This window comes from Saccharothrix texasensis (genome assembly GCF_003752005.1).
GTDB classification, from domain to species: Bacteria; Actinomycetota; Actinomycetes; order Mycobacteriales; family Pseudonocardiaceae; genus Actinosynnema; species Actinosynnema texasense.
Map to the genome: position 1 here is coordinate 5,966,691 of NZ_RJKM01000001.1, position 17,585 is coordinate 5,984,275.

Genomic DNA, 17,585 nt, shown 5'->3' on the forward strand with positions numbered 1-17,585 from the left:
ATGCGGGGTCTGTGGACGACGGATCGGGTCAGGGCGGCGGAAGAACGCGTCATGGCGGTCGTGCCGGCCGGCGCGCTGATGCGCCGGGCGGCGTTCGGCGTGGCGGTCGTCGCGGCGGAGCTGCTGGCGGGCGGGCGGCGGGTCGGCCTGCTCGTCGGCGCGGGCAACAACGGTGGCGACGCGCTGTGGGCGGGCTACTACCTCCGCAAACGCGGAGTCGCCGTGTCCGCTGTCCTGCTGACACCTGATCGTGTGCACGCCGAGGGGTTGGCCGCGTTCCGTCGCGTCGGGGGCCGGGTGGTCGACCGCCTGGCCGACGTCGACCTGGTGATCGACGGCATCGTGGGCCTCTCCGCCCGCGGCCCGCTGCGCCCGGACGCCGCCGAGCACGTCGCGCACCTCGACGCGCCCGTGCTGTCGGTCGACCTGCCCAGCGGGATCGACCCCGACACGGGCGCGACCTCCGGGCCCGCCGTGCGCGCGCACACCACCGTCACGTTCGGCTGCCTCAAGCCCGTGCACGCGCTGGCCGACTGCGGTGACGTGCGGCTGGTCGACATCGGGTTGGCCGGCGAGCTGCACGGGCCGGACCTGGTCGAGCTGGACGTCGCCGACGTCGGCCTGGCGTGGCCGGTACCCGGGCCGGAGGACGACAAGTACACGCAGGGCGTGACGGGGATCGCGGCCGGTTCGGCGACGTACCCCGGCGCGGCGGTGCTGGCCGCCGGTGCGGCGCTGCTGTCGACGTCCGGCCTGGTCAGGTATGCCGGTGCGGCGGCGGAGGGCGTTCGGGCGCGGTGGCCGGAGGCCGTGTGCACGGGATCGGTCACCGACGCCGGCCGGGTGCAGGCGTGGGTCGTCGGGCCGGGGCTGGGCACCGGGTTGGGCGCGGAGGCGGTGCTGCGGACGGTCCTGGAGGCCGGCGTGCCGGTCTGCGCGGACGCCGACGCGATCACCATGCTGGCCAACAACCCCGACCTGTGGGACGCCCGCGACCCGGACACCCCGCTGGTCCTGACGCCGCACGACCGCGAGTACGAGCGGCTGGCCGGACCCGTCGGGGACGATCGGGTGACGGCCGCGCGGAAGGCCGCGGAGCGGTTCAACGCCGTCGTGCTGCTGAAGGGCCACGCGACCGTGGTCGCCGGTCCCGACGGCCGCGTGCTGGTCAACCGCGCCCGGTCGTCGTGGGCCGCGACGGCGGGTTCCGGCGACGTCCTGTCCGGCGTGCTGGGCTCCCTCCTGGCCGCCGGCCTCGACCCGGTGCTGGCGGCGGGCTGCGCGGCGAAGGTCCACGTCCTGGCCGCGGAGCTGGCCGCCGACGGCGCGCCGATCCCCGCGACCTCGCTGCTGGGCGCGATCCCCGACGCCATCCGCGCCGTCCGCCCCCTCTGACCACGACGCCGTGCGCGTGTCCTGAGCGTTCAACTCGGGGGTCCCGAACGCAGGACACGCGTGACGCGAACGCAGGACACGCGCGTTCTGAACGCAGGACACGCGGGACGCGGAGGTGGGACTCCCGGCGGTTGTGTCACCATGAACGGCGTTATGGCTGCTCCTCGCGCCGAGGTCGTGATCGACCTCGAGAACCTCCGGCACAACGTCGCCCACCTCGACGCCCTCGCGCCCACCGCCGACACGATGGCCGTCGTCAAGGCCGACGGGTACGGGCACGGCGCCGTGCAGGTGGCCAGAGCGGCGGTCGAGGCGGGCGCGACGTGGCTCGGCTCCTGCTCCCTGGCCGAGGCCCTGGCGCTGCGCGCGGCCGGGATCACCGTGCCGATCCTGGCCTGGCTGGACCCGGCCGGCACCGACTACGCGCCCGGCGTCGAGCAGGACGTCGACCTGTCCGCCTCCTCCCTCGCCCAGCTGGAGGAGATCTCGGCGGCGGCCGACAAGGCGGGCAGGACCGCCCGCGTCCACCTCAAGATCGACACCGGCCTGTCCCGCAACGGCTGCCCGGCCACCCGCTGGTCCGAGCTGGTCGAACGCGCCGCCAAGACGCACAACGTCGAAGTTCACGCGATCTGGTCGCACCTGGCGGTGGCCGACGAGATCGGCCACCGCGGCACCGACGCCCAGGCCGAGCGCTTCGACGACGCCTACCGCGAGGCGCTCGCGGCCGGCCTCGACCCGCGCCGGCACATCGCCAACTCCGCCGCCCTCATCACCCGCCCCGACCTCCACCTGGACCTGGTCCGCCCGGGCATCGCGATCTACGGCCTCAACCCGGTCCCCGTGCCCGCCGACCTGCGCCCCGTGATGACGTTCCGGTCCGCGGTCGCGCTGGCCAAGCGCATCCCCGCGGGCGAGTCGGTGTCCTACGGCCTGAGCTGGACCGCGAGGACGGACACGAACCTGGCGCTGGTGCCCGTCGGGTACGCCGACGGCGTGCCGCGCAGCCTGTCGAACCGGATGGACGTCTGGCTGGCCGGACGCCGCCGCCCGGTCGTCGGCCGCGTCTGCATGGACCAGGTCGTGGTCGACTGCGGCGACGACGTGGTGGTCGAGGGCGACGAGGTCGTGCTGTTCGGCTCCGGCGCGCTGGGCGAGCCGACGGCCCGCGAGTGGGCCGACACCACCGGCACCATCGACTACGAGATCGTCACCGGCATGTACCGACCGCGTGTCACCCGGACGTATGTCGGGGCGCATCCGTGAACACGGTGTGGAAGGCCGTCGGCTGGGCCGGCGGCATCCTCGGCGCCGCCGCGACCGGTGTCGCGGTGGGTGTGGCCGCGAACCAGAAGAAGGTCTCGAACGACCGCCTGGCCGCCGACCCGCTCGCCGACGAACCGCTCGGCCGCCTCACCCCGACCCGCGAGTCCACCGTCGCGGCCGACGACGGCGTGCCGCTGTCGGTCGAGGAGGTCGACCCCGAGGACGGCGGGAAACCCGAGGTCACGGTCGTCCTGGTGCACGGCTTCGCCCTCGACCGCCGCTGCTGGCACTTCCAGCGCCGCGACCTGGCCCCGCTCACCGAGCCGCGCGTCCGCCAGGTCCTGTACGACCAGCGCAGCCACGGCCGGTCCGGCCGGTCCACCACCGAGGGCAGCACGATCGAGCAGTGCGCCAAGGACCTCGACGCGGTGATCCGCTCGATGGCCCCCGACGGCCCGCTCGTGCTCGTCGGCCACTCCATGGGCGGCATGACGATCATGGCGTTGGCCGAGCAGCGGCCCGACCTGTTCGCCGACCGGGTGCGCGGCGTCGCGCTCGTCGGCACGGCGGCCGGCGCGGTCGGCGGAGCGGGCCTGCCGAAGTCCGTCCTGTCCCGCCACAACCCGGTGACGCTGGGCGTCGGCAGGATCGCCGGCCTGCAACCGGGCCTGGTCGAGTGGATCAGGCGCCGGGCGTCCACGCTGACGTGGAGCGGGATCCGCGCGTTCGCCTTCGGAACCGGCGAGGTCAGCCCGTCGTTGGTCGACCTGATGGAGAAGATGATCAGCGGCGCCACGGTGCAGGTGCTCACCGAGTTCCTGGAAACCCTCGGCACCCACAACCGCTACAAGGCGCTCGCCGGTCTCCGGCACTGCGAAGTGCTCGTCATCAGCGGCGACGCGGACAAGCTGACGCCTTTTTCGCACGCCGAGCGGATGGCCGAGGAGATGCCGCACGGTGAACTGGTCCGCGTGTCCGGCGCGGGTCACATGCTCATGTTGGAACAACCCGACCTGGTCACCGGGCACCTGGTCGGATTGGTTCGGCGCAGTGCCGCCGAACGGTCGGAAAGCAGGCGGCGGTGGTGGCGACGAGCGTGAGCGTGACGCTCCCCGAGGTGCACGACACCGAGGAGTTCGGGCGCAAGTTGGGTGGTCTGGTGCGGGGCGGTGACCTGGTGCTGCTGTCCGGCCCGTTGGGCGCGGGCAAGACGGCGCTGGTGCGCGGCCTGGCCGACGGCCTCGGCGTGACGGGCCGGGTGAGTTCCCCGACCTTCGTCATCGCCCGCGTCCACGACCCCTCGCCGGACGGTCGCGGCGTGCCTCTGGTGCACGTCGACGCCTACCGGCTGGGTGGTCACCTGGACGAGTTGGACGACCTCGACCTGGACACCGACCTGGTGGACGCCGTGGTCGCCGTCGAATGGGGCGAGGGCTCGGCCGAGCGGCTGTCCGAGGACCACTTGTTGATCCGGCTGGAACGCCGGGACGACGACGTGCGCATCGCCCACCTCCACCCCCACGGCGCCTGGGTCGACCGCGAGCTTCCCGCCTGAGGTCGGTCGGGGCCGGGGTGCTCGCTCTTCGGGGAGCACGGGTGCTTCACCCCTCCGAGATGCCGCGCACCACCCCGGACTCCACCAGGTCCTGAGGCCGCAACCGCAGGTCGTCGGCGAGCTGTCGCACGTCGTCGCGCTTGAGGATCGAGGCCGCGAGCTCAGGGGCGATCACGGAGAAGTAGGCGTCCGGGGTGATCCACGTGTGTTCCGGGGACGACAGCGCCAACGCCCCGCCCGATCCGCCTTCTCCGATCACCAACGTCGTGATGGGCACCCGTGCCTCCGCGACGGCGGCGAACAGTTCCGCGATGGCCGCGCCCACGCCGGACCGCTCGGCGGCGACGTCGTTGGCGGCGCCCGGGGTGTCGACCAACGTCACCACGGGCAGGGCGAAGCGGGACGCCAGCCGGATCAGCCGGGCCGCCGTGCGGAAGCCGGCCGGGGTGTTGGCGGTGCCGGTCTGCGCGGCGAACGCGATCGCCCGCTCGCCCCGCCGCCCGATGCCGCACAGCATCCCCGGGTCGACCCCGCCCGCCCGGTCGCCGCTGATCGGCATCCGGAAGTCGAAGTAGTCGTCCAGGTAAGCCGCGGCACGGGGGCGTTGCGCGGACCGCGCCCGCAGCACCGCGCTCCACCCGTCCGCGGGCAGGTCCCGCGCACCCAACGCGCGTGGCACCTCGGCGGGCACGGCGTCACCGCGCGTCAGCAGGGAGAGGAGCTCCGCCACGGTCACGTCGACGTCCCGCGGCTGCACCACGAGGTCCACCGTGCCCGACGCGAACTGGCCCTCCGCCGTGTAGGCGGGATCGTCCACCGGGCGCACCCGGCTGCCCGCGAACCCGACCTGAGCGCCGGACACGCCGACCACGACGTCCGCGCCGGCCCCCAGCGACGCCCACAGCCCACCGGTGGTCGGGTCGCGCAGCACGGACACGTGCGGCAGCCCGGCCTCCCGGTGCACGGCGCACAGCCGCGCCACCCGCTGGAGCTGCCGCAGCGACAGCATCCCCTCCTGCATCCGACTGCCACCGGTCGCGATCTTCGACACCACCGGCAGCCACGCCTGCCGCGCCTCGGTGAACGCCTCCTCGATCAGCGCGCCGGCGGCCGTGCCGACCGAACCGCCGAGGAACCGGAAGTCGAAGGCGACCTCCACCGCGCGCGGCAGCCGCCGCCACGACACCGACTCGACGCCACCGGACCGCTCCCGCGCCCGGTCGAGCTGCTCCTCGTACCCCGGCCAGCCGAGCGGGTTCACCGCAGTTCCCGCTTCAGCACCTTGCCCATGTCGTTGCGCGGCAACGCGTCCACGTACCGGACCACCCTCGGCCGCTTGTGCGGCGACAGCAGCCGGGCCACGTGGTCGCTCAACGCCTCCGGCGGGGGCGCCTCGCCCTTCGCCACGACCCACGCCACCACGCGTTCGCCCAGGTCGTCGTCCGGCTCGCCGGTCACCGCGACCTCGGCCACCGAGGGGTGCTCCAGCAGGGCGTTCTCGATCTCGCCCGCGCCGATCTTGTAGCCGCCGCTCTTGATCAGGTCCGTGGCCCGGCGGCCGACGATCCGCACGTACCCGTCCGGCTCGACCACGGCCAGGTCGCCGGTGCGGAACCAGCCGTCGCGGAACGCCTCGCGCGTGGCGTCCGGCCGGTTCAGGTACTCCAGGAACAGGTTCGGCCCGCGCACCTCGACCTCGCCGGGCTCGTCACCCGACTCGCTCCCGACGACCCGCACCCGCACCCCGTCCAACGGCACCCCGACCGTCCCGGGCCGCCGGTCGCCGTCCGCGCGGACGCTGGTGTTCATCAACGTCTCGGTCATCCCGTACCGCTCGACCACCCGCTGACCGGTCAGCTGCTCGATGCGCTCGTGCACGGTCGCGGGCAGCGCGGCCGAGCCGGACACCAGCAGCCTGGCCCCGCCGAACGCCTCGGCGTGCTCGGGCTCGGCCGCGATCCGGCTGTACATGGTGGGCACGCCGAACATCATCGTGCCGCCGTCGCGCAGCGCCTCGGCGGCTTTCGCCACGCTGAACGACCCGAGGTGGCGCACCGTCCCGCCCCGCCGCAACGGCCCGATCACCCCGACGCCGAGGCCGTGCACGTGGAACAGCGGCAGGCCGTGCACGACGACGTCGTCCTCGGTCCACGCCCACGCCTCCGCCAGCGCGTCGAGGTTCGTCGCCAGGGCCCGCCTGGGCAGCACCACGCCCTTGGGCGGCCCGGTCGTGCCGCTGGTGTAGACGATCAACGCGGGCGCCTCGCCGTCCGGCTCCGGCAGGTCGACCTCCGGGCCGGACGGCAGCTCGTCGTCGACCACGAGGTCCGGCGCGCTGTCGGCGAGGACGTGCGCGAGCTCCCGTTCCCCGATCTTCGGGTTGAGCGGCACCACCGGCACACCGGCCAGCAGCGCGCCGACCACGGCCACGCACGTCTCGGGCGTCGACCGGGCCCACACCGCGACCCGCCGCGCGCCGGCCAACCCGGCCGCGACCGCACGCGCCTCGCGCGCCAACCGCTCGTAGCTCAGCTCCCGCTCGGGGAAGCGAAGGGCGATCTTGGACGACGGCGAGGCCAGCGCCGGCAGCAGCATCTCCATACAGTGACCTTGCCGGATGCGGCCCGCATCACAAGTGTGGTTCGAGCCACGCCATCAGGTGGATCTTCGGCCGGGCGCCCACGGTCTGTGCCACCAACCGGCCGTCCCGGTAGAGCTGGAGCGTGGGCGCGGACATGATCCGCTGGTCGCGCGCCGTGCGCGGGCTCGCGTCCATGTCCACCTTCACCACGGTCAGGTCGCCGCGCTCGCGGTCGATCTCGTCCAGCACCGGTTCCAGCATCCGGCAGGGCCCGCACCAGTCGGCGCCGAACTCCACCAGCACGTTCCCGGCGGCCACGGCCCCGGTGAACTCGTCGTCGGTCAACGTCCGCACGGCCCGCTCCTCTGCTCGGCTTCCCGCAGTTGCGCGCGCACCTGGTCCCGAACGGCCTGCAACCGGGTGATGCAGTCGTCCAGCTCCGCCACCTTGCGCCGGTACACCTCGACGGACGCCGCGCAGGCGTCGCCGGTGGTGTGGCCGTCGCGCAGGCACTGCACGAACGGCCGCGTGTCCTCCAGCGCGAACCCGATGTCGGCGAGCGAGCGGATCTCGTGCACCAGCCTCAGGTCTTCCTCGTCGTACTCCCGCTGGCCGTTCGCCGCGCGGCGGGCGGGCAGCAGGCCGAGGGACTCGTAGTAGCGAAGCGCGCGGGTGGTCGTGCCACCCCGCCGGGCCAGTTCTCCGATGCGCACGCGTCGATCCTCCGCCTTGACGTGGACGTCAACACAAGTGTGCTCCACGCCACCCGATACCCTTGTCAGTTGTGCTGGTCCTCGCCTTGGACACCGCGACCCCCGCCGTGACGGCCGGTGTCGTCGAACTGACGCCCGGCTCGCCTCCCCGGCTGCTCGCCCAGCGGGTGACGGTGAACGCGAAGGCTCACGGCGAGCTGCTGACACCGCACCTGCAGGCGGCGTTGGCGGAGGCCGGTCACCGGCTCGCCGACCTCGACGCGATCGTGTGCGGCTCGGGACCCGGACCGTTCACCGGCCTGCGCGTCGGCCTGGTCACCGCCGCCGCCCTCGGCCAGGCGCTCAACCGGCCCGTGTACCCCGTGCCGACGCCGGACGCCGTGGCGCTGGACGCCGCCACCGGCAAACCGCTGCTCGTGGCCACCGACGCGCGGCGCAAGGAGGTGTACTGGGCGGCCTACGACGCGGCCGGCCGGCGCACCGACGGCCCGCACGTGGACCGGCCCGCCGACCTGGTCGCGAAGCTGCCCGCGGTGGCCGAGGCCGCCGGCGAGGGCGCGGAGCTGTACGCCGACGTGATCGGGCTGCCGGTGGTGGCGGCGCGCTACCCGTCGCCGGTGTCCCTGGTGGCGGTGGCGGCCGAGGAGCTGCTGGCCGGCGCCCGCCCGGCCGCCCTCACCCCCCTCTACCTGCGGCGTCCCGACGCCGTGGAGCCGGTCGGTCGCAAGCGGGTGACCAAGGCGTGAACTCCGGCACCGTCACGATCGCGCCGCTGCGCCGGGAGGACGCGGCGCGGTGCGCGCGGATCGAGCAGGACCTGTTCCCCGGCGACGACCCGTGGAGCGCGAACGCGTTCCGCAGCGAGCTGGACAACGGCAACTTCTACGTCGGCGCGTACGTCGGCGGCGCGCTGATCGGGTACGCGGGGCTCGGCCTGACGGACTTCGAGGCCAGCGTGCACACCATCGCCGTCGTGGCCGACCACCAGGGCGCCGGCGTGGGCAAGACCCTGCTGCGCGCCCTGCTCGCCAAGGCCGACGAGGGCGGGCTCCCGGTGTTCCTGGAGGTCCGCACGGACAACGCGCGGGCGATCGGCCTCTACCTGGCGCACGGCTTCGAGCACGTCGGCCTGCGCCGCCGCTACTACCAGCCGTCGGGCGCCGACGCGTACACGATGGGAAGGCCCGCGAACCGTGACTGACCGGCTCATCCTCGGTATCGAGAGCTCGTGCGACGAGACCGGCGTCGGCATCGTCCGGCTCGGCCCGGACGGGTCGATGGAACTGCTCGCCGACGAGGTCGCGTCCAGCGTCGAGGAGCACGCCCGCTTCGGCGGCGTCGTGCCCGAGGTCGCGTCGCGCGCGCACCTGGAGGCGATGGTGCCGACCATGCGCCGCGCCGTGGAGAAGGCCGGGATCGAGCTGCGGGACGTGCACTCCATCGCGGTCACCGCCGGTCCCGGGCTCGCGGGGGCGCTGCTGGTCGGCGTGTCGGCGGCCAAGGCGTACGCGGCGGCGTTGGACAAGCCGCTCTACGGCGTCAACCACCTCGCGGGGCACGTCGCCGCGGACACCCTCCAGCACGGCCCGCTGCCGGAGCGGTGCCTGGCGCTGCTGGTGTCGGGCGGCCACTCGCAGCTGCTGCTCATCGAGGGCCTGGCGGAGAAGATCACCGAGATCGGGTCGACCGTGGACGACGCGGCGGGCGAGGCCTACGACAAGGTGGCCCGGCTGCTGGACCTGCCCTACCCCGGCGGTCCGCCGATCGACAAGCTCGCCAAGCAGGGCAACGGCTGCGCCATCGCGTTCCCGCGCGGGCTGACCGGGCCGCGCGACTCGAAGTACGACTTCTCGTTCTCCGGCTTGAAGACGTCGGTGGCGCGGTGGGTCGAGAAGCAGGAACGCGCGGGTGAGGAGATCCCGCTGGCCGACGTCGCCGCGTCGTTCCAGGAGGCGGTGGCCGACGTGCTGACCGCCAAGGCGATCCGGGCCTGCAAGGACCTGGGCGTGGACACCCTGGTGATCTCCGGCGGCGTGGCGGCGAACTCGCGCCTGTCGGGCCTCGCGGCCGAGCGCTGCGCCGAGGCGGGCATCGAGCTGCGCGTCCCGCGTCCCCGGCTGTGCACCGACAACGGCGCGATGATCGCTGCCCTCGGCGCGCACCTGGTCGCCGCCGGCGCGAAGCCCTCCGCCATGGACCTCTCCACCACCCCCGGCCTCCCCGTGAGCACCATCCAGATCCTCTGACCCTCCCCACCCGCGTGTCCTACCTTCAGGACACCCGTGTCCTACGTTCGGGACAGCCGAGTTGAACGCTCAGAACGTCACGTCGAGCCCTTCGGCGTGCCCGGACTCGAACGCCGCCGCGAACCCCTCCGCGCCCAACGCCGCACGGGCCGCGGCGGCGATCCGGTCCACGTCACCCCGCTCACCGGCCGGCAGCGGCACGCCCACGGACGCGCGCGCCGCCGTCGCCGCGCCCAACAACCGGGCCGCCGTCGCCGCGTCGCCCGCCAACGCCCGGGCGCCCGCCGTGCCCTCCAGCGCCAACGCGATCGCCCTCGGGTCGCCCACCTCCCGGGCCAGCGCCAACCCCTCCGACTGCAGCTCCGCCGCCTTCTCCGCGTCACCTCGCAGCTCGGCCACGAACCCCAGCTCCGCCAGCACCAACGTCGCGCCCGCCGCGAACCCGACCTGCCGGTGCCACGACCGCAGCCGCTCCCAGTGCGCCTGCGCCGCGTCCAGCCGCCCCTCCCGCCGCGCGCCCAGCGCCAACCCCGTCTCCGCGTACACCTCGCCCGGCGAGAACCCGTGCTCGGCCGCCGCCCGCCGGGCCCGTTCGTGCAGGTCACGCGCTTTCGCGTAGTCGCCGCGGGTCAACGCCACCCGCCCCAGCCACGACAGCTTGTACGACACCTCCGGCCACGACCGCAGCTCCTCCGCCACCCGCAACCCCTCCCGGTGCACGGCTTCCGCGCGGTCGTGGTCGCCGGCCAACTGGGCGAGCACCCCCAGCCCGAACGACGCCTTCAGCTGCCCCCACCGCTCGCCCAGGGACTCGAACAGCGCCGCGCACCTCGCCGCCGAAGCCCGCGCCTCCTCGACGGAGCCGCGGGCCAGGGCCTGGCTCACCCGGTCGCTGTGCGCGGCGGCGACGCCCCACTCGTCGCCCAGCTCCTCGAACGCCGCCAACGCCTGGCCGGTCAGCTCCTCGGCCGACGGCATGTCGCCCACGGTCGACAGGACGTAGCCGAGGAACCACCGGGCTCGTGCCTGCCGCGGACGGTCGGCGACCTCCGCCACGCCGGCGACCGCGGCCGGGTCCGCCGCCTCGCCCAGCAGCACGCCGAACCCGGCCCGCCACGCCGCCGTCACCGGATCGGCCGAGGTCATCAGCCGCCGACCCTCCCGCAGCCGCCCGCGCAGGAACCAGTACCAGGTCAGCGCGCGCGTCAGCCGAACGGCGTCCGCCGACCCCGACGCGTCGTGCGCGGCACGCAGGTTCGCCGTGTCCGCGTCCAGCCGCGCCAGCCACGCCAACTGCCCGGCCTCGCGCAACCGGGGGTCCGCCCGTTCGGCCAGCGCCAGGTAGAACGCCGCGTGCCGCGCCCGCACCCGCTCGAACTCGCCCGCCTCGCGCAGCCGTTCCCGCCCGTAGTCGGCGACCGACTCCAGCAGCCGGAACCGCGGTTCGCCGGTGTGCTCCGGCGCGACCACCAGCGACCGGTCCACCAACCGGGTCAGCACGTCGAGCACCTCGTCGGCCGCCACCCCGCCACCCGCGCAGACGGCCTCGGCGGCGTCCAGCGCGCACCCGTCCACGTGCACGGACAGCCGCCGCAGCACGGTCCGCTCGACGTCGCCGAGCAGGTCCCAGCTCCAGTCGATCATCGCGCGCAGCGTCCGCTGCCGGGCGGGCGCGTCCCGGTGCCCGGTGGCGAGCAGCCGGAACCGGTCGTCCAGCCGGTCGAGCAGCGCCGGCACGCCCATCCCGCGCACCCGCGTCGCGGCCAGCTCCACCGCCAGCGGCAGCCCGTCGAGCCGTCGGCAGATCGCCTCGACGACCGGCGCGTTGTCCGGTGTCACGGTGAAGCCGGGCGCGGCGGCGGCAGCGCGCGCCGCGAACAAGGCGACCGCGTCCGAGAGGTCCAACGGCGACACGGCCCACACCGTCTCGAACGCCAGGCCGAGCGGCTCCTGGCTGGTGGCGAGCACCCGCAACCCCGGCACGGCCCGCAGCAGCCGGGAGACCAGGGCGGCGACCGGCTCGACCAGCCGCTCGCAGTTGTCGAGCACGAGCAGCACCTCCCGGCCGCGCAACGCCTCCACCAGCGCCGTCCCCGACGCGTCCTCGCGCACGCCGAGCACGTCGGCCACCGCGCCCACCACCTGCTCGGCCCGGCCGACCCCCGCCAGCTCGACCAGCCACACCACGTCCGAGCCCGGCGCCCGCCGGGCGACCTCCAGGGCCAGGCTCGTCTTGCCGACCCCGCCGGGACCGGTGAGCGTCACCAACCGGGCGTCCCGGGGCAGCTCGCACAGGTCCCGCACCGCCCGGTCCCGGCCGACCAGCTCCGTCACGGGCGCCGGCAGGTTCGTGCGCGCCGGCTCCGGACCGAGGTCGTGGTGGAGGATCGCCCGGTGCAGGGCCACCAGCTCGGGCCCCGGCTCCAGCCCCTGCTCCTCGGCCAGCGACCGCCGCAGCTCGGCGTAGCTCGCCAACGCCTCGACCTGCCGCCCGGCCCGGTAGAGGGCGCGCATGTGCAGTCCGCGCAAACGTTCGCGCAGCGGGTGCCGCGCCACCTCGGCCGCCAGGTCCACCCCGTCCGGGACCGACCCGGCGAACTCCTCCAGCGCGGCCAACCGCTCCTCGGCCCACCGCGCCACGGCGGGCGCCAGGGACGGCGCGTCCGCGAACTCGGCCAGCGGCTCGCCGCGCCACAACGCCAACGCCTCGCCGAACCTCCCGGCCGCGGCCAGCTCCCGGAACCGCAGCACGTCCAAGGTCGACTGGTCGACCCGCACCGCGTACCCGGCCGGGCCGTGCGCGACCAGCTCCCGCGCGCCCGGCTCGGCCGCCTCCAACGCCCGCCGCAGCTGCGACACCTTGGTCTGCAACGTGTTCACCGGGTTGCCGGGCGGCTCGTCGCCCCACAGGTCGAACGCCAACCGGTCCGCCGACACCGGTCGCCCCTCGTGCGCGAGCAGGTCCGCCAGCAGCAGCCGGACCTTCGCCTCGGGCACCCGGACCGCCCCACCGCCCGCCGTCCACACCCCGAGCGGCCCCAACACCCCGAATCTCACGCCCGGACCGTAACCGGGCCGCCGTCGGCCGGACCCCGGCGGACCCAGCCGACCCGCAGCGAACCCCCAGCGGACCGTGCGCGCCCCCGGCCACCGTGGAAGTCACACGAAGGAGTGAAGAACACATGACTGCCAAGACCCCGTTGACCGTGCTCGGCCTCGGCCCGATGGGCCAGGCGATGGTCACCCGGTTCCTCGACGCCGGCCACCCGACCACGGTCTGGAACCGCACCCCGTCCCGCGCCGACGCCCTCGTCGCCAAGGGCGCCGCCCGGGCCGCCACCGCCGCCGACGCCGTGGCCGCGAACCGGCTGCTGGTCCTCAGCCTCACCGACTACGCCGCCATGGACGACGTCCTCGCCGGCGTCGACCTCGCCGGCCGCGTCGTCGTCAACCTCAGCTCCGAGACCCCGGGCAAGACCGTCGAGGCCGCCGCCCGGCTGGCCGGACGCGGCGCGGAGCTGCTGGTCGGCGGCGTCATGGCGAACGCGGAGATGGTCGGCCACCCCGACGCTTACGTCTTCTACAGCGGGCCGCGCGAGGTCTTCGACCGGCACGCCGACGCGCTCGCCGTGATCGGCAGGCCCGACTACCTCGGCGCGGACCACGGCCTCGCCCAGATGCTCTACCAGGCGCAGCTCGACGTCTTCCTCACCTCGCTGGCCGCGATGCTGCACGGCATCGCCCTGGCGAGGTCGGCGGGTGTCTCGGCCGAGCGGTTCGCGCCCTACCTCAGCGACAACGTCTCCACGCTGTCGATGTACGTGCCGGGGATCGCGAAGCACGTCGACTCCGGCGAGCACCCCGGCGACCTCGCCACCACGGCCATGATGGGCGCCACCGCGGCGCACGTCGTGGGCGCGAGCGAGGCCGCCGGGATCGACGCCGGGCTGCCTGGGGCGGTGAAGTCCCTCTACGACCGCGCCATCGCGGCGGGGCACGGCAAGGACAGCTTCACCGCCCTGGTCAACGTCCTGCGGGGCTGATCAGGCGGGGTTCAGGCCGGGGTTGCGGTCCTCGACGACGAACGACTCGAGCGTCGTGGCCCCGGCCCCGGCCGTGCGCACGTACGGCAGCGTGCGGAAGTCGGCCCGCATCTCCCGCGCGGTGAACTTCGTCCGCACGTAGCCGCGCCGCCGGCTGTGCAGCTTGATGTGCGGGTTCAGCCGCAGCTGCACCTCGTCGGAGGTGTCGTCGCCGTCACCGCCGGAGGTGACCGAGGAGCACACCAGCTCGGTGCCGACGGTCGGCGACGACGCCGGGTCGTGCCAGTCCAGCTTCACGTCCGCCGCGTAGTGCGCGTGCACGTCGCCGGTCAGCACGACGGCGTTGCGCACACCCGCGTCGACCCACCCGCGCGTCACCCGGTCGCGGGAGGCCAGGTAGCCGTCCCACCCGTCCATGGAGACCTCCTTCTCCGGCCCTTCCCTGCGGTCCCGCTCGGCGAAGAACACCTGCTGGCCGAGCACGTCCCACCGCGACCGGGAGCGCCGGAACCCGTCGAGCAGCCACTCCTCCTGCTCCGCGCCCGTGATCGACCGGGTGGGCAGCCCGGCGTCCGCGCAGGTCTTCCACCCGTCGCCGCACGCCTGGTCGTCGCGGTACTGCCGGGTGTCGAGCATGTGGAAGTTGACCAGTCCGCCCCACTGCGCCCGCCGGTAGAGCCGCAGGTCGACGCCGTCGGGACGCGCGCCGCGCCGCAGCGGCATGTTCTCGTAGTACGCCTGGAACGCCGCCGTGCGCCGGGCCGCGAAGGCCGGGTCGGGCTGCTCGGGCACGTCGTCGGCCCAGTTGTTCTCGACCTCGTGGTCGTCCCACACCACCAGCCAGGGCGCCACGGCGTGCGCGAGCTGGAGGTCGGTGTCGGTCTTGTACTGGGCGTGCCGCAGCCGGTAGTCGGCCAGGGTCCGCGTCTCCGGCCCGAGCACCGGGCGCACGTCCGCCGCCTTCGCCGCGTACTCGTACTGGTAGTCGCCCAGGTGCAGCACCACGTCCGGGTGGTCCTCGGCCAGCCGCCGGTACGCGGTGAAGTAGCCCTCGCCGTAGTGCGCGCACGACGCGAAGCACATGGTCAGGTCCTGCCCGAGGACCCACGGTTCGGGCGTGGTCCGGGTGCGGCCGACGGGGGACAGGTGGTTGTCGACCCGGAACCGGTAGAAGTACTCGCGGCCGGGCCGCAGGCCGAACGGCTCCACGTGCACGCTGTGCCCGAGCTCGGGCCGGGCGGGCTGCACGCCGCGGCGCACCACGTGCCGGAACCGCTCGTCCTCGGCCAGCTCCCAGTGCACCGGGACGACCCGGTCGGGCATGCCGCCGAGGCCGTCCTCGGCGAGCGGCCGGGGCGCGAGGCGCGTCCACAGCACCACGCCGTCGGGGCGGGGGTCGCCGGAGGCGACGCCGAGGGTGAAGGGGTCGTCGAGCCGGGGGAAGCCCGCGCCGGCGGTGGCGAGCGCCACACCGGCCACACCGCCGATGAGCAGGGAACGTCGGGTCACCGTGGTCATGCGCCACACCGTTCCCGACGAGGTTGGCGACGAGGTGAACGGCGGTGTGACACGAGTGGACGACTTCACCCGGCCGGTTGTGGGGGGTTCGTTGAAGCGTTGGCACTCGCATGGGTAGAGTGCTAGACGCACGGCACCAGCAACCGCCCCGACCCCCGCGACGGCGGGGTGGCAGGAGCCGTAACGCAACCTGCCAACGCTTTCGACGACCGTGGAGGTCAGCCCGGTGAGCGTGAACATCAAGCCGCTCGAGGACAAGATCGTCGTCCAGGCCAGTGAGGCCGAGACCACGACCGCTTCCGGCCTCGTGATCCCGGACACCGCGAAGGAGAAGCCCCAGGAGGGCAAGGTCATCGCGGTGGGCCCCGGCCGGATCGACGACAAGGGCAACCGCGTCCCGGTGGACGTGGCTGTCGGCGACGTCGTCATCTACTCCAAGTACGGCGGCACCGAGGTCAAGTACAACGGCGAGGAGTACCTCATCCTCTCCGCCCGCGACGTGCTGGCCGTCATCAACTGACGCTCGGCTGACACGCAAGACGCCCCGGCGAACCCCTCACCGGGGCTCCCGGGGCGTTTCGCATCAAGAGAGGCGTAGGCAATGCCCAAGCAGATCAGCTTCGACGAGGACGCTCGTCGGGCACTCGAGCGCGGCGTGAACAAGCTCGCGGACACCGTCAAGGTCACCCTCGGCCCGCGCGGCAGGCACGTCGTCCTCGACAAGAAGTTCGGCGGGCCCACCGTCACCAACGACGGCGTGACCATCGCCCGTGAGATCGAGCTGGACGACGCGTTCGAGAACCTCGGCGCGCAGCTCGCCAAGAGCGTCGCCACCAAGACCAACGACGTGGCCGGCGACGGCACGACGACCGCGACCGTCCTGGCCCAGGCCATGGTGCGGGTCGGCCTGCGCAACGTCGCGGCCGGCGCGAACCCGATGTCGCTCGGCGTCGGCATCCAGGCCGCCGCCGAGGCCGTGGTCGACGCCCTCAAGGCCAAGGCCACCCCGGTCAAGGGCCGCGACAACATCGCCCAGGTCGGCACCGTCTCGTCCCGCGACGAGTCCATCGGCGCCCTGCTCGGCGAAGCCATCGAGAAGGTCGGCGAGGACGGTGTGATCACCGTCGAGGAGTCCTCCTCGATGGCCACCGAGCTCCAGATCACCGAGGGCGTGCAGTTCGACAAGGGCTACGTGTCGGCGCACTTCGCCACCGACCTCGAAGCCCAGGAGACGGTGTTCGAGGACGCCCGCATCCTGCTGCACCGCGAGAAGATCTCGGCGCTGGCCGACCTGCTGCCGATCCTGGAGAAGGTCGCCGAGGCCGGCAAGCCGCTGGTGATCATCGCCGAGGACGTCGAGGGCGAGGCGCTGTCCACCCTGGTCGTCAACGCCCTGCGCAAGACGCTGCGCGTGGTCGCGGTCAAGGCGCCGTACTTCGGCGACCGCCGCAAGGCGTTCCTGGACGACCTGGCCGTCGTCACCGGCGCGCAGGTCATCGCGGCCGAGGTCGGCCTCAAGCTGTCCGAGGCCAACCTCGACGTGCTGGGCTCCGCCCGGCGGGTCGTCGTGTCCAAGGACAACACGACCATCGTCGACGGCGGCGGCGCCAAGGCCGACCTGGCGGGTCGCGCGGAGCAGCTGCGCCGCGAGATCGAGGCCACCGACTCCGACTGGGACCGCGAGAAGCTGCAGGAGCGGCTGGCCAAGCTGTCCGGCGGCATCGCGGTGATCAAGGTCGGCGCGGCCACCGAGACCGAGCTGAAGGAGCGCAAGCACCGCATCGAGGACGCGGTGGCGGCGACCAAGGCCGCGGTCGAGGAGGGCATCGTGCCCGGCGGCGGTTCGGCCCTGGTGCACGCGGCCAAGGTGCTCGACGGCGGGCTCGGCCTGTCCGGTGACGAGGCGACCGGTGTCGCGATCGTCCGCGAGGCCCTGGGCTCGGCGCTCTTCTGGATCGCCGCGAACGCGGGCCTCGAAGGCGCCGTCGTGGTGAACAAGGTGCGCGAGCAGGACTGGGGCTTCGGCCTCAACGCCGCCACCCTGGTCTACGGCGACCTGCTCGAGGCCGGAATCATCGACCCGGTGAAGGTGACGCGCTCCGCGGTCACCAACGCCGCTTCCATCGCCCGCATGGTGCTCACCACGGAGAGCGCCGTCGTGGAGAAGAAGGAAGAGGAGCCCGCCGGCGCCGGCGGTCACGGCCACGGCCACGGCCACGGTCACTGACCAGGTGCACGGTCACTGACCAGGCATCACAGGTCGGAACA

At 73.9% G+C, this 17,585-nt stretch carries 16 protein-coding genes; 10 read left to right on the forward strand and 6 right to left on the reverse strand.

Annotation, left to right across the window (positions count from 1 at the left end; all coding sequences use genetic code 11):
- The 4 genes from EDD40_RS26390 to tsaE all read left to right on the forward strand — a co-directional run bounded on the left by EDD40_RS26390 (window position 1) and on the right by tsaE (window position 4,216).
- A complete protein-coding gene (locus tag EDD40_RS26390) occupies window positions 1-1,395 on the forward strand; it encodes an NAD(P)H-hydrate dehydratase (protein WP_123745312.1) in 1,395 nt (464 codons plus the stop codon).
- Window positions 1,396-1,548: 153 nt separating this feature from the next.
- Window positions 1,549-2,661 carry an alanine racemase gene (alr, locus tag EDD40_RS26395; RefSeq protein ID WP_123745313.1) on the forward strand — a complete coding sequence of 371 codons (1,113 nt, stop codon included), beginning with the start codon at window positions 1,549-1,551 and terminating at the stop codon, window positions 2,659-2,661.
- Entirely contained in the window at window positions 2,658-3,761 is a 1,104-nt protein-coding gene (locus EDD40_RS26400; RefSeq protein ID WP_170185202.1) for an alpha/beta fold hydrolase, read from the forward strand. The genes alr and EDD40_RS26400 overlap by 4 nt, the downstream gene beginning before the upstream one ends.
- Window positions 3,758-4,216 (forward strand): tRNA (adenosine(37)-N6)-threonylcarbamoyltransferase complex ATPase subunit type 1 TsaE, encoded by a 459-nt coding sequence (gene tsaE / locus EDD40_RS26405; protein WP_236594537.1) that lies wholly within the window; start codon window positions 3,758-3,760, stop codon window positions 4,214-4,216. The genes EDD40_RS26400 and tsaE overlap by 4 nt, the downstream gene beginning before the upstream one ends.
- A 46-nt stretch (window positions 4,217-4,262) precedes the next feature.
- Here tsaE and EDD40_RS26410 read toward each other — a convergent pair whose 3' ends face one another.
- The 4 genes from EDD40_RS26410 to EDD40_RS26425 are packed head-to-tail and all read right to left on the reverse strand — an operon-like array spanning window position 4,263 to window position 7,510.
- Window positions 4,263-5,477 carry a carboxyl transferase domain-containing protein gene (locus EDD40_RS26410; RefSeq protein ID WP_123745316.1) on the reverse strand — a complete coding sequence of 405 codons (1,215 nt, stop codon included), beginning with the start codon at window positions 5,475-5,477 and terminating at the stop codon, window positions 4,263-4,265.
- The gene (locus tag EDD40_RS26415; RefSeq protein ID WP_123748291.1) at window positions 5,474-6,811 is read right to left on the reverse strand and encodes an acyl-CoA synthetase; all 1,338 of its coding nucleotides are present in this window, start codon (window positions 6,809-6,811) and stop codon (window positions 5,474-5,476) included. Before EDD40_RS26415 ends, EDD40_RS26410 begins: the two co-directional genes overlap by 4 nt.
- A 34-nt stretch (window positions 6,812-6,845) precedes the next feature.
- Window positions 6,846-7,151, reverse strand: a complete 306-nt coding sequence (locus EDD40_RS26420; protein ID WP_123745317.1) for a thioredoxin family protein — start codon at window positions 7,149-7,151, stop codon at window positions 6,846-6,848.
- Window positions 7,139-7,510 carry a MerR family transcriptional regulator gene (locus EDD40_RS26425; protein WP_123745318.1) on the reverse strand — a complete coding sequence of 124 codons (372 nt, stop codon included), beginning with the start codon at window positions 7,508-7,510 and terminating at the stop codon, window positions 7,139-7,141. The genes EDD40_RS26420 and EDD40_RS26425 overlap by 13 nt, the downstream gene beginning before the upstream one ends.
- Window positions 7,511-7,581: 71 nt before the next feature.
- Between EDD40_RS26425 and tsaB the strand changes: the two genes are divergently transcribed.
- Genes tsaB through tsaD form a run of 3 tightly spaced genes read left to right on the forward strand, consistent with a single transcriptional unit; the run spans window position 7,582 to window position 9,756 of the window.
- A complete protein-coding gene (gene tsaB, locus EDD40_RS26430) occupies window positions 7,582-8,256 on the forward strand; it encodes a tRNA (adenosine(37)-N6)-threonylcarbamoyltransferase complex dimerization subunit type 1 TsaB (protein WP_123745319.1) in 675 nt (224 codons plus the stop codon).
- Window positions 8,253-8,711, forward strand: coding sequence for a ribosomal protein S18-alanine N-acetyltransferase (gene rimI, locus EDD40_RS26435; RefSeq protein WP_123745320.1), 459 nt, complete (start codon window positions 8,253-8,255; stop codon window positions 8,709-8,711). Before tsaB ends, rimI begins: the two co-directional genes overlap by 4 nt.
- Complete coding sequence (tsaD, locus tag EDD40_RS26440) at window positions 8,704-9,756, forward strand: tRNA (adenosine(37)-N6)-threonylcarbamoyltransferase complex transferase subunit TsaD (RefSeq protein WP_123745321.1); 1,053 nt, start codon at window positions 8,704-8,706, stop codon at window positions 9,754-9,756. Before rimI ends, tsaD begins: the two co-directional genes overlap by 8 nt.
- A 69-nt stretch (window positions 9,757-9,825) precedes the next feature.
- Here the strand turns inward: tsaD and EDD40_RS26445 are convergent, their stop codons facing one another.
- Entirely contained in the window at window positions 9,826-12,813 is a 2,988-nt protein-coding gene (locus EDD40_RS26445; RefSeq protein WP_123745322.1) for an AfsR/SARP family transcriptional regulator, read from the reverse strand.
- 125 nt (window positions 12,814-12,938) lie between these two features.
- On the opposite strand from EDD40_RS26445, the gene EDD40_RS26450 reads away from it, so the two are divergent.
- Window positions 12,939-13,799 (forward strand): NAD(P)-dependent oxidoreductase, encoded by an 861-nt coding sequence (locus tag EDD40_RS26450; protein WP_123745323.1) that lies wholly within the window; start codon window positions 12,939-12,941, stop codon window positions 13,797-13,799.
- On the opposite strand, the gene EDD40_RS26455 is transcribed toward EDD40_RS26450, so the two are convergent.
- A complete protein-coding gene (locus EDD40_RS26455; RefSeq protein WP_123745324.1) occupies window positions 13,800-15,317 on the reverse strand; it encodes an alkaline phosphatase D family protein in 1,518 nt (505 codons plus the stop codon).
- A gap of 226 nt (window positions 15,318-15,543) precedes the next feature.
- Here EDD40_RS26455 and groES point away from each other — a divergent pair, with 226 nt between their 5' ends.
- Together groES and groL are read left to right on the forward strand one after the other, a co-directional pair.
- Complete coding sequence (gene groES / locus EDD40_RS26460; protein ID WP_015105192.1) at window positions 15,544-15,837, forward strand: co-chaperone GroES; 294 nt, start codon at window positions 15,544-15,546, stop codon at window positions 15,835-15,837.
- Between the two features lie 81 nt (window positions 15,838-15,918).
- Window positions 15,919-17,544 carry a chaperonin GroEL gene (groL, locus tag EDD40_RS26465; RefSeq protein WP_123745325.1) on the forward strand — a complete coding sequence of 542 codons (1,626 nt, stop codon included), beginning with the start codon at window positions 15,919-15,921 and terminating at the stop codon, window positions 17,542-17,544.
- The last annotated feature ends 41 nt before the right edge of the window (window positions 17,545-17,585 follow it).

Excerpts from the sequence above, each read along its gene's own strand:
- EDD40_RS26455 (WP_123745324.1), bottom strand. The coding sequence starts at position 15,317 with ATGACCACGGTGACCCGACGTTCCCTGCTCATCGGCGGTGTGGCCGGT.
- groL (WP_123745325.1), top strand. The coding sequence starts at position 15,919 with ATGCCCAAGCAGATCAGCTTCGACGAGGACGCTCGTCGGGCACTCGAG.
- EDD40_RS26415 (WP_123748291.1), bottom strand. The coding sequence starts at position 6,811 with ATGCTGCTGCCGGCGCTGGCCTCGCCGTCGTCCAAGATCGCCCTTCGC.
- alr (WP_123745313.1), top strand. The coding sequence starts at position 1,549 with ATGGCTGCTCCTCGCGCCGAGGTCGTGATCGACCTCGAGAACCTCCGG.
- EDD40_RS26390 (WP_123745312.1), top strand. The coding sequence starts at position 1 with ATGCGGGGTCTGTGGACGACGGATCGGGTCAGGGCGGCGGAAGAACGC.
- EDD40_RS26450 (WP_123745323.1), top strand. The coding sequence starts at position 12,939 with ATGACTGCCAAGACCCCGTTGACCGTGCTCGGCCTCGGCCCGATGGGC.